Below are 9,127 nucleotides of genomic sequence, written 5' to 3'. Positions count from 1 at the left end.
CCGCGCCCTGCGCCGGCTGTACCGGGCCACGGCTCCCGGCGCGGTGCGGAGCCGGGAGGGTGCCCGCGGCGCCGACGATGCCCGCAGCCCCGCCGGGACGCGGCCCGGGTCCGCGCTCGTGCCGGGCCCCGCCGAGGGCCGGCCGGCCGGCGCTCTCGTACGGGCCGCCGCGCGGACCCTGCCGGCCTGGGTCCGGGGAGAGGCCCCGGCGCCCCGGGGCGGTGCCCTGTGCCACGGGGACCTGCACCTGGGGCAGTTGGTGCGGGGGCCCGGCCCCGACGGGGGCTGGCGGCTCATCGACGTGGACGACCTCGGCATCGGGACCCCCGCCTGGGACCTGGCCCGGCCGGCCGCCTGGTACGCCGCCGGGCTGCTGGACACCGGGGCCTGGGGCCGCTTCCTCGACTCCTACCGCGCCGCGGGCGGCCCCGCGGCCGGGCCGCCCGGCTCCGACCCCTGGCCGGAACTGGACCTCGCCGCCCGGGCCCTGACCGTGCAGACCGCCGCCCTCGCGCTGGCCAAATCGGCGGAAAGCCGACGCCGACTGGAGGACGTGGAGCGGCTGATGGTGGAGTCCTGTGCCCGAATTGCCTCCCTCCCGCCCGACTTGGAGCCGCAGGCTCCGTCGTAGGGTGGGCTTCGCGCCACCGGGCATGCATCCGGTGTCGAAGCAGACGGCGAGGAGTTGATCCGGTCATGCAGTGTCCGAAGTGTCACGCGATGATGCACACCTACAACCGCAACGGTGTCCAGATCGAGCAGTGCGGCAACTGCCGCGGCATCTTCCTGGACTACGGCGAGCTGGAGGCGCTGACCCGCCTGGAATCCCAGTACACCGGCGGCCAGTACGGACAGGTCCCGCCGCCCGCCGCGCCCCCGGCCCCCTACCCGGCCGCGCACGCCCCCGCCCCCGCCTGGGGCGCCCCGCAGCACCACGGCGGTCACGGTCACCACGGTCACCACGGCCACCACAAGGGCGGCTTCGGCCGGATGCTCTTCTCCTCCTGAGCCGCGCGCCGGCGGTGCGGCCCGGGCCGGGCCGCACCGGCAACGCAGAAGCCCCGGCCGTCGAAACGGCCGGGGCTTGCTGAGGTGGTGCGCGATACTGGGATTGAACCAGTGACCTCTTCCGTGTCAGGGAAGCGCTCTCCCGCTGAGCTAATCGCGCGGGACCACGGTGCGAAACCGCAGTTCAAGCAGGGTGTTGCTGGTGCTGCGTGCGCGATACTGGGATTGAACCAGTGACCTCTTCCGTGTCAGGGAAGCGCTCTCCCGCTGAGCTAATCGCGCGGGGATCCTTGCGGACCAGGTCCTTGCGGACCAGTGGACGATACTGGGATTGAACCAGTGACCTCTTCCGTGTCAGGGAAGCGCTCTCCCGCTGAGCTAATCGTCCTTGGAGGTGGAGACGGGATTTGAACCCGTGTAGACGGCTTTGCAGGCCGTTGCCTCGCCTCTCGGCCACTCCACCATGGAGCTGCGGGGGTTCTCGGGAAGATCCCCCACTTCGAGCGGACGACGAGACTCGAACTCGCGACATCCACCTTGGCAAGGTGGTGCTCTACCAACTGAGCTACGTCCGCAGGTCACCGTGCTCGCTCCGGGGTCTTGCCCCTTCGCTCCCTGGCGACGTGTTGAACTCTAGCGGATTCCCGGGCCAGCTCAAAAACGCGTTTCCGCAGCGTGCTGCCGCTCGATCACCACCGGTCACCCGGCAGTCACCTCCCCGGCGCCGCGGCGTCACCGGTCATAGACTCGCAGCCGTGCACGACCTGCTTCCCCTGGCCCGCTTCGGCGGCCTCCTCGCGACCGACCTCCGAGACGTCACCAGCGACCCCTCCGCCCTCGACTCGACGGGCTTCTGGGCGGTCGCCGCGGACTTCGAGGGCCGGCTGGTCTGCGCCCGCTTCGGCGACATACGCCCCGACCCCGTCCCGGCGCCCGTCCCGGGGGCCTGGCGCGGCCCCGCCGCCGACCGGTGGTCCTCCTCCCTCGACCGCGCGGCCTACACGGCCGGCGTACGCCGCATCCGCGAGCACATCGCCGCCGGGGAGGTCTACCAGGCCAACCTCTGCCGCGTGATGTCCGCGCCGCTGCCCGACCCCGGCCGGGCCGACGTCGACGCCCTCACGGCGCTGCTCGCCCGGGGCAATCCCGCCCCGTACGCAGGAACGATTCGGCTCCCGGCCCACGGGGTGGAGATCGCCACCGCCTCCCCCGAGCTGTACCTGCGCCGGGCCGGCCGCCACGTGGAGTCGGGCCCCATCAAGGGCACCGGCCGTACCGCCGCCGACCTCCTGCCCAAGGACCACGCCGAGAACGTCATGATCGTGGACCTCGTACGCAACGACCTCGGACGGGTCTGCGCCACCGGATCCGTCACCGTCCCCGAACTCTGCGCCGTCGAGGAGCACCCGGGCCTGGTCCACCTCGTCTCCACCGTCAGCGGCGAACTCGCCGCGGGCGCCGGCTGGCCCGAGCTGCTCGCCGCCACCTTCCCGCCCGGCTCCGTCACCGGCGCCCCCAAATCCTCCGCGCTGCGGATCATCGAGGCCCTGGAGGCCGCCCCCCGCGGCCCCTACTGCGGGGGCATCGGCTGGGTCGACGCCGACCGCGGCACCGCCGAGCTGGCCGTCGGCATCCGCACCTTCTGGATCGACCGCCGCCGTCCCGGCGGCCCGAGCCTGCTCTTCGGCACCGGCGCCGGCATCACCTGGGGCTCCGACCCCGACCGTGAATGGGCCGAGACGGAACTGAAGGCCGCCCGGTTGCTCCGGGTAGCGTCGGGAACCCATGAGGTGACCGGCACCCCTGGGTGAGCGGAGGGATCGTACGGTGAGGATCTGGCTCGACGGCGCGCTGCGGAACGCCGACAGCGCACAGGTGTCCGTCTTCGACCACGGGCTGACCGTGGGCGACGGAGTGTTCGAGACCGTGAAGGCGGAGCGCGGCACCGCCTTCGCGCTCACCCGGCACGTGGACCGGCTGACCCGCTCGGCCCGCGGCCTGGGACTCGCCGACCCCGACCCGGACGAGGTGCGCCGGGCCTGCGCGGCCGTCCTGGAGGCCAACCCGCTGCCGCTCGCCCGTATGCGCATCACCTACACCGGCGGGGTCTCCCCGCTCGGCTCCGACCGCGGCGACGCCGGCCCCACCCTCGTCGTGGCCGTGGCCGAGGAGGCCCGCCGGCCGGACACCACCGCCGTGATCACCGTGCCCTGGGTGCGCAACGAACGCTCCGCCGTGGCCGGCCTGAAGACCACCTCGTACGCGGAGAACGTCGTCGCGCTGGCCGCCGCCCACCGGGCCGGGGCCTCCGAGGCGCTCTTCGCGAACACGCTCGGACGGCTCTGCGAGGGCACCGGCTCCAACGTGTTCGTCGTCCTCGACGGAGAGCTGCACACACCGCCCCTCGCTTCCGGCTGCCTCGCCGGAATCACCCGGGCCCTCGTCGTGGAGTGGGCGGGAGCCAAGGAGACGGACCTTTCCTTCGAGGCGCTGGAACAGGCCGAGGAGATCTTCCTGACCTCCACGCTGCGCGATGTCCAGGCCGTCCACCGGATCGACGGACGCGCCGCGGCCTCGGCCGTGCCGGGACCTGTCACCGCCGAGGCCATGCGGACCTTCGAGGCGCGCGCCGGCGCGGACCTCGACCCCTGAGCCGGCCGATCCGCCCGCTTATCCGCTGTCGCAGGGGGCCGCCGGGCGGGTAGAACTCGGGGGATGACCACCACCCTGCGGCCGAGCGGGCCGCTTCAGCAGAGCAGCGGGGGCGCGCGGTCGCGCCCGTACGAGATCCGGGTCAACAGCAGGCGCGTCGGCTCGCTGCTGGTCGCCTGCGACACGCCCTTCGGGCCGACCGTGGGCGAGATACGCGACCTCGTGGTCGACGAACCGGACCGGCGGCGCGGGCGCGCGACGGTCGGGGCGCTGGCCGCCGAGGAGGTGCTGCGCGGCTGGGGCTGCCGCCGGGTCCGGGTCAGCGTGCCCGCGGCCTCGGCGGGCGGCCTGCGGATGGCGCAGGCGCTCGGGTACGCCGAGTACAGCCGGTACATGGCCAAGGACCTCCCGGCGCAGCCGCCCGGGCTCCGCGCGGGGGTCCTCGGCCGCCCCATGACGCAGGCCGAGTACGAGGTCTGGCTCGTGGGCGCGATCGAGGGCTACGCCGAGGACTGGATCAGCCGCGGCATGCCGCGGGAGGCGGCGCGGGCGAAGTCGGTGGCCGACCACGAGAGCGCGCTGCCCCGGGGGCTGGCCACAGAGGGCGCCACCCTGTCCGTCCTGGAGGCGGACGGCGTCCCCGTCGGCCACGTGTGGTCGGCGCCCCGCGACGAGGGCGCCTACGTCTTCGACGTCGCGGTCGCCGAGGGGCACCGGGGCCGGGGGTACGGGCGCGACCTGATGCTCCTCGCCGAGCGCACGGCCCTCGCCGGGGGCCACCGCGTGCTGGGCCTCCAAGTCTTCGCGGGCAACACCCCGGCCCTGCGGCTGTACGAGTCCCTCCACTACCGGACGACGCACGTCAACTACGCCAAGGACCTGCTGTAGGGGCGTCCGCACAGGTGTCCGCCCGGGCCCGCCGGGATCCGGGCGGAGCGGCCTGCGCCGGCCTACGCCCCGTCGGCGGACAGCAGGCGGTCCGCGATCTCCTCGATGCGGGCGCGCAGGCCCTCCTGGCTCTTGCCGCCGTCGAGGCGCTCCCCGCCGATGACGTACGTCGGGGTGCCGCTCACGCCGATGGCCTTGCCCTCGGCTTGGTCGGCGTCGACGATCAGGATGTGCCGGCCGTCGATCAGCGCGGTGTCGAACTCCTCGGCGTCGAGGCCCAGTTCGCGTGCCACGTCCAGCAGGACGGCCTCGCCGCGCTCGCCGAGCTCCGCGGTGCGGGCCAGGACGGCCTCCACGTACGGCCAGGCCCGCCCCTGCTCCGCGGCCTCCTCGGCGGCCTGCGCGGCCGCGAAGGCGTGCCTGTGCTTCTCCAGCGGGAAGTGGCGCAGCCGGATGTCCAGCCGGTCGCCGTAGCGGGCCCGCAGGGCGCGTACGTCGTCCAGGGCGCGGTGGCAGTCCGGGCACTGCAGTTCGCACCAGACGTCGAGGATCACGGAATCGGTCATGGGCCCAGTGTCCCAGCCACCGGGCACCGCCATCGAAACGCACCCCCTGAGGAGGAGGCGCGACCCCGAGATCTCCCGGAGATCGGAGCCGGACCGCCCCGGGCCGTGGCCGCCGCGGCCGTGCCCGGTGCAGGATGGAGGGGTCGGATCGCCCACCCCTGGAGGACCGCATGCTGGCCGAGACCATATGTTCCGCGGTGTCCGCGGCGGGCCTGGGCATCGCCGCGGTGGCCGCCTACCGCAAGCGCTTCCTCGCCGCCACGCGGATCGCGGCCTACGCGCTGGTGCCGGTCGCCCTGGTGCTGACGGGCGTCGTGGAATGGGTGTCCGGGATGGTGTTCAAGCCGGCCGTCTGGCTGGGCTTCGGGCTGCTCGGGCTCTCCTGGGTGCTGTTCATGACCACGCGCGCCATCGAGCGGCGCGGGCGGGGCGCGGGGGAGGAGCCCGCCGGGGCGGTCAGGCCCTCGAAGGCCGCGAAGGCGGGCAGGGGGCGCTCCCCGCAGGAGGCCGTGGCCCCGGCCGCGTCCGCCCCCTCGCTGGGGCAGGGCTCCCGCCCGCAGCCGGGATCCCGCCCGGCGCCCGCCGCTCCCGCGGACGATTTCTCCGACATCGAGGCGATTTTGAAGAAGCACGGCATCTGAAGCACGCCACCCGGGGACCGCGCGCGGTATTGCCGCGAGTCTGACGAGAAGGGGTGAACTCCCGCGTAAAGGATGGCGTGTTGGGGGCGACCTGCGCGCGCCCTGCGCGATCATCGCCCCGACATGCTCGACACATCGCAGGGCGACCCGCCGGCTTCCGCTCCGGCCCCGGTCCCCGCCCCCGTCGCCCAGGAGCCGCGAGGCTGTCTCTTCGCGCTCTCCCAGCCGCCCCTGATGATCTTCCTAGGGGTGATCGGCACCCTGTTGCTGCTGGCCGCCGTGCACGACCTCTTCCTGCTGTGAGCCCGGCCGCGCGCCGTGCCGCGCCTCCTGCCGGGCGTCCTGCTCCGGCGGTCCCGCGTCGGCCTCCTTGCGCCGGGCCCGGTACGCCGCCACGTGCAGCCGGTTCCCGCACGTACGGCTGTCGCAATAGCGCCGTGAGCGGTTGCGGGAGAGGTCCACGAAGGCCCGCCGGCAGTCGGGCGCCTCGCAGCGGCGCAGCCGCTCCTGTTCGCCGGAGACCACGATGAAGGCCAGCGCCATGCCGCCGTCGGCGGCCAGGTGGTCGCCCAGAGAGGCGCCCGGCGCGAAGTAGTGGACGTGCCAGTCGTAGCCGTCGTGGTCGGTCAGCTGCGGGGTGGTGCCCGCGGTGGCCACCAGCTCGTTGATCAGTCCTGCCGCGGTCCGGGGGTTGGGCGCGCCGAAGACCTGGGCGAACTTGCCGCGTACGGTCCGCACTCCGGCGAGGTCGCGGGCGCCGAGCTCGCCGATGTCGCTGATCTCGTACTCGCGGACGAACTCGCGCAGCGAGCCGACGTCGGCCAGTCCGTCGGGCTGCTCCGCCTCGGCCGCGGTGTTCACCAGCGCGACGACGACGTCGAGCGCGCGACGGGTGTCGTGGGGAATCTGCACGGGGGTCGCTCCCTGGGGGCCGGGCCTGCGGCGACGACCAGTGCCGCCGCTGGGGGCCGACTCTAGCCGTGCCCGGGCGGAACCGGGAGGGACCTCTGTGGCGGCCGCGTCACGCACACCGGCGCCGCCCCCGCGGACGGCTTCCGCGAGAACAGCGCCGGCACTGCCGTATGTGGTTTTCGTCCAGCCCGCACCGTCGCCCCGAGTCGGACGGTGCGGAGTGGCCCCCGGCGCGTGCCGGGAGGTGCTCCCAGAAGGCCTGGCTCAGCTTTCGGCCAGGATGTGGGAAAGCTCCTTGTCGAGGTCGAAGTGCCGGTGTTCGGTCCCGGGTGGGACCGCGGCGTCCGTCCGCTTGAGGAACGATTCGAGTGCGCGGGCGGGTGCTTCGAGCAGTGCTTCTCCCTCCGGTGAGCTCAGGGCGATGCAGACGACGCCCTGACCGTGGCTGCGGGACGGCCAGACGCGGACGTCTCCGGTTCCGGTGGGCCGGTGGAGGCCCTCAGCGAGGAGGTCTCGGGCGAAAACCCACTCGACCGTCTCCTCGGCGCCGGTGTGGAAGGTGGCGTGCACGGCGTAGGGATCGGCCGTGTCATACCGCAGGCCCGCCGGGACAGGCAGTGACGACTCGCTCGACACAACGAGGCGCAGGTGCAGCTCGCAGCTGACCGTGGTGTTCATAAGCGCCAGGGCCTTTCGCTCAGTGTGCGCTCGGGGATTCGCACGTCGGCGAAATCGACATGCCACCTACGGTGCCGTTGTAAACCCCTCTGACCGTTTTGCGGACCTCTGGGTCCCTCGGACGGCGGATCCAAAGCGGCATTCACGTGTGCTTCCGGCTCCGGTAGATTCGGGCTCATGAATACGGGGAGTGACCGCGGGACCCAGGGGTCCGCAGCCGAGTCCGAAGTCGGGTCCGAAGTCGAGTCCGCAGCCGGGGACGCCACTCAGCAGACCACGGAAGAAGCGCCGCACGTATCGAAGGCTCCCGCCTTCATCAAGTCGCGCCGCACCCTCCACCTGAGCTGGCAGGTCGGCGTCTTCGTCGTGGGCCTGGCCGTCATCGGCGCGGGCATCGCCATGCTCGTCCTGCCCGGCCCGGGCTGGGTCGCGATCTTCGCGGGCCTGGCGATCTGGGCCACCGAGTTCGCCTGGGCCCACCTGGTGCTCCGCTGGACCAAGCGCAAGGTGACCGAGGCTGCCCAGAAGGCGCTGGACCCCAAGGTCCGCCGCCGCAACATCATCCTGACCGGCGTCGGCCTCGTGATCGCCGGCGCGCTGGTCGGCTTCTACCTGTGGAAGTACGGGCTCACCCTGCCCTGGCACCTCAAGGACCAGTGACCGGCCGGTGGTGGTCGGGAACCACCGCTGACATGGGGTAATGTTTGCGGTGCGTCCGGGCGATTAGCTCAGTGGGAGAGCACTTCGTTCACACCGAAGGGGTCACTGGTTCGAACCCAGTATCGCCCACCCGGACCGAGGGCCCGGAGACTTTCGAAGTCTCCGGGCCCTCGGCGTTTTCCCCCCGCTGCGCCGCTACCGCAGCCGGCCGAGAGCGGCCCGCAGCCGGCGCGCGTCGCGCAGCCGCTTCTCGTACGTCGCCCCCACCGCAAGGAGCAGCAGCCCGGCCAGCGCCGGCGGCAGCCAGCGGGGCAGCGCGTCGGCGACCTGGACCACGTATGGAGCCAGCTCGTGCAGGGCCACCGCCGCCAGGGTGGCGCCGCCCAGCAGCAGCGGGGCCTGGAGCCGCCGGTGCGCGCCGAGCAGGGTGACCGCCAGCGCCGCCACCCCCAGGAGCAGCGGCCGCGGCCAGTGGGGGTCCTCCCAGGCCGCGAGCAGGCTCGGCAGCAGCGTGGCGCCCAGCCCCGGCCCGTACGCCGTCCACGACGAGGCCCGCGCGTCCCGGCGCCGACGCACGAGGCCCACCGCCAGCGCGGGCACCGTGACCGGCAGCGTGTACGCCTCCGGGACCTGCACCCCCGACGCCGACAGCCGGATCCACGTCGCCGCCAGGAACAGGGCCCAGGCCGCCCAGCCGAGCGCGCGCCGCTCCGCCCGCAGCGCCGCGCCCGCGCAGACCACCCCGGCCAGCGCGCACACCAGCGCCGCCCTCGCCGGCTCCCACGGCCAGCTCGCGAGGAGCACCGCCACCGCGCCGGCCGAGCCCGCCGCGAGCTCCGCCGGGAGCCGCACCCGGCCCAGCCGCGGGCCGGCCGCCGCCACCGCCGCCACGACCGCCAGCAGGGGCAGCGACCACCAGGACGCCGCGAGCCCCCACAGCGCCCCCAGCGCCGCCGCCACGGCCGCCGCGTACCCGACGGCCAGCGCCGCGGCCGCGGCCCGCACGGGCAGGGCCGCCTGCCTCCGCGCCGCCCCCGCCGCGCAGCCCGCGCCCAGCACGGCGAACACCGCGAAGGTAGCCGTACGGCCGTCCAGTGCGGCCACCGACAGGTTCAGCGCCCC

Annotated in this window: 11 protein-coding genes, 6 tRNA genes and 1 pseudogene; 9 read left to right on the top strand and 9 right to left on the bottom strand. The window is 73.9% G+C overall.

Going from position 1 to position 9,127, the window contains the following annotated elements; genetic code table 11:
- Both ACS04_RS18645 and ACS04_RS18640 read left to right on the top strand, forming a co-directional pair.
- Window positions 1-631 (top strand): phosphotransferase family protein (locus tag ACS04_RS18645; RefSeq protein WP_048477785.1); only part of this gene is annotated, 631 nt, incomplete at its 5' end.
- 65 nt (window positions 632-696) lie between these two features.
- Window positions 697-1,008, top strand: a complete 312-nt coding sequence (locus ACS04_RS18640; protein WP_048477784.1) for a TFIIB-type zinc ribbon-containing protein — start codon at window positions 697-699, stop codon at window positions 1,006-1,008.
- Window positions 1,009-1,093: 85 nt separating this feature from the next.
- On the opposite strand, the gene ACS04_RS18635 is transcribed toward ACS04_RS18640, so the two are convergent.
- The 5 genes from ACS04_RS18635 to ACS04_RS18615 all read right to left on the bottom strand — a co-directional run bounded on the left by ACS04_RS18635 (window position 1,094) and on the right by ACS04_RS18615 (window position 1,583).
- A tRNA-Val gene (locus ACS04_RS18635) sits at window positions 1,094-1,168 on the bottom strand.
- 50 nt (window positions 1,169-1,218) lie between these two features.
- Window positions 1,219-1,290: transfer RNA gene (locus ACS04_RS18630), tRNA-Val, on the bottom strand.
- A 34-nt stretch (window positions 1,291-1,324) separates the two neighbouring features.
- Window positions 1,325-1,396, bottom strand: a tRNA-Val gene (locus ACS04_RS18625).
- Between the two features lies 1 nt (window position 1,397).
- A tRNA-Cys gene (locus ACS04_RS18620) sits at window positions 1,398-1,471 on the bottom strand.
- 39 nt (window positions 1,472-1,510) lie between these two features.
- Window positions 1,511-1,583: transfer RNA gene (locus ACS04_RS18615), tRNA-Gly, on the bottom strand.
- Between the two features lie 180 nt (window positions 1,584-1,763).
- Between ACS04_RS18615 and ACS04_RS18610 the strand changes: the two genes are divergently transcribed.
- The 3 genes from ACS04_RS18610 to ACS04_RS18600 all read left to right on the top strand — a co-directional run bounded on the left by ACS04_RS18610 (window position 1,764) and on the right by ACS04_RS18600 (window position 4,548).
- Window positions 1,764-2,819 (top strand): chorismate-binding protein, encoded by a 1,056-nt coding sequence (locus ACS04_RS18610; protein ID WP_048477783.1) that lies wholly within the window; start codon window positions 1,764-1,766, stop codon window positions 2,817-2,819.
- A 16-nt stretch (window positions 2,820-2,835) separates the two neighbouring features.
- Entirely contained in the window at window positions 2,836-3,660 is an 825-nt protein-coding gene (locus tag ACS04_RS18605) for an aminotransferase class IV (protein ID WP_048477782.1), read from the top strand.
- A gap of 63 nt (window positions 3,661-3,723) precedes the next feature.
- Complete coding sequence (locus ACS04_RS18600) at window positions 3,724-4,548, top strand: GNAT family N-acetyltransferase (protein WP_048477781.1); 825 nt, start codon at window positions 3,724-3,726, stop codon at window positions 4,546-4,548.
- 62 nt (window positions 4,549-4,610) lie between these two features.
- Here ACS04_RS18600 and ACS04_RS18595 read toward each other — a convergent pair whose 3' ends face one another.
- Window positions 4,611-5,114 carry a DsbA family protein gene (locus ACS04_RS18595; protein ID WP_048477780.1) on the bottom strand — a complete coding sequence of 168 codons (504 nt, stop codon included), beginning with the start codon at window positions 5,112-5,114 and terminating at the stop codon, window positions 4,611-4,613.
- Between the two features lie 170 nt (window positions 5,115-5,284).
- On the opposite strand from ACS04_RS18595, the gene ACS04_RS18590 reads away from it, so the two are divergent.
- Together ACS04_RS18590 and ACS04_RS36365 are read left to right on the top strand one after the other, a co-directional pair.
- The gene (locus tag ACS04_RS18590; protein ID WP_048477779.1) at window positions 5,285-5,755 is read left to right on the top strand and encodes a hypothetical protein; all 471 of its coding nucleotides are present in this window, start codon (window positions 5,285-5,287) and stop codon (window positions 5,753-5,755) included.
- 123 nt (window positions 5,756-5,878) lie between these two features.
- Window positions 5,879-6,058 carry a hypothetical protein gene (locus ACS04_RS36365; protein ID WP_078864956.1) on the top strand — a complete coding sequence of 60 codons (180 nt, stop codon included), beginning with the start codon at window positions 5,879-5,881 and terminating at the stop codon, window positions 6,056-6,058.
- 54 nt (window positions 6,059-6,112) lie between these two features.
- Here ACS04_RS36365 and ACS04_RS18585 read toward each other — a convergent pair.
- Window positions 6,113-6,667, bottom strand: a pseudogene (locus ACS04_RS18585) (CGNR zinc finger domain-containing protein); the annotation flags it as partial.
- A 264-nt stretch (window positions 6,668-6,931) separates the two neighbouring features.
- Entirely contained in the window at window positions 6,932-7,345 is a 414-nt protein-coding gene (locus ACS04_RS18580; RefSeq protein WP_030011909.1) for an SsgA family sporulation/cell division regulator, read from the bottom strand.
- Between the two features lie 177 nt (window positions 7,346-7,522).
- Here ACS04_RS18580 and ACS04_RS18575 point away from each other — a divergent pair, with 177 nt between their 5' ends.
- A complete protein-coding gene (locus tag ACS04_RS18575) occupies window positions 7,523-8,005 on the top strand; it encodes a TIGR02611 family protein (protein WP_048477778.1) in 483 nt (160 codons plus the stop codon).
- A gap of 57 nt (window positions 8,006-8,062) precedes the next feature.
- Window positions 8,063-8,134 (top strand) — tRNA-Val (locus tag ACS04_RS18570).
- Between the two features lie 66 nt (window positions 8,135-8,200).
- On the opposite strand, the gene ACS04_RS18565 is transcribed toward ACS04_RS18570, so the two are convergent.
- A partial coding sequence (locus ACS04_RS18565) for an SCO7613 C-terminal domain-containing membrane protein (RefSeq protein ID WP_048477777.1) occupies window positions 8,201-9,127 on the bottom strand: 927 nt, incomplete at its 5' end.

The organism is Streptomyces roseus, from assembly GCF_001044425.1.
Taxonomy (GTDB): Bacteria; Actinomycetota; Actinomycetes; order Streptomycetales; family Streptomycetaceae; genus Streptomyces; species Streptomyces roseus.
Note: the sequence above shows the minus strand (reverse complement) of the source record. Positions and strands in the feature narration are given on the sequence as shown.

Bases quoted from the DNA above. Each gene is read 5' to 3' on its own strand.
- ACS04_RS18640 (WP_048477784.1), top strand. From the start codon at position 697: ATGCAGTGTCCGAAGTGTCACGCGATGATGCACACCTACAACCGCAAC.
- ACS04_RS18600 (WP_048477781.1), top strand. From the start codon at position 3,724: ATGACCACCACCCTGCGGCCGAGCGGGCCGCTTCAGCAGAGCAGCGGG.
- ACS04_RS18595 (WP_048477780.1), bottom strand. From the start codon at position 5,114: ATGACCGATTCCGTGATCCTCGACGTCTGGTGCGAACTGCAGTGCCCG.
- ACS04_RS18590 (WP_048477779.1), top strand. From the start codon at position 5,285: ATGCTGGCCGAGACCATATGTTCCGCGGTGTCCGCGGCGGGCCTGGGC.
- ACS04_RS36365 (WP_078864956.1), top strand. From the start codon at position 5,879: ATGCTCGACACATCGCAGGGCGACCCGCCGGCTTCCGCTCCGGCCCCG.
- ACS04_RS18580 (WP_030011909.1), bottom strand. From the start codon at position 7,345: ATGAACACCACGGTCAGCTGCGAGCTGCACCTGCGCCTCGTTGTGTCG.
- ACS04_RS18575 (WP_048477778.1), top strand. From the start codon at position 7,523: ATGAATACGGGGAGTGACCGCGGGACCCAGGGGTCCGCAGCCGAGTCC.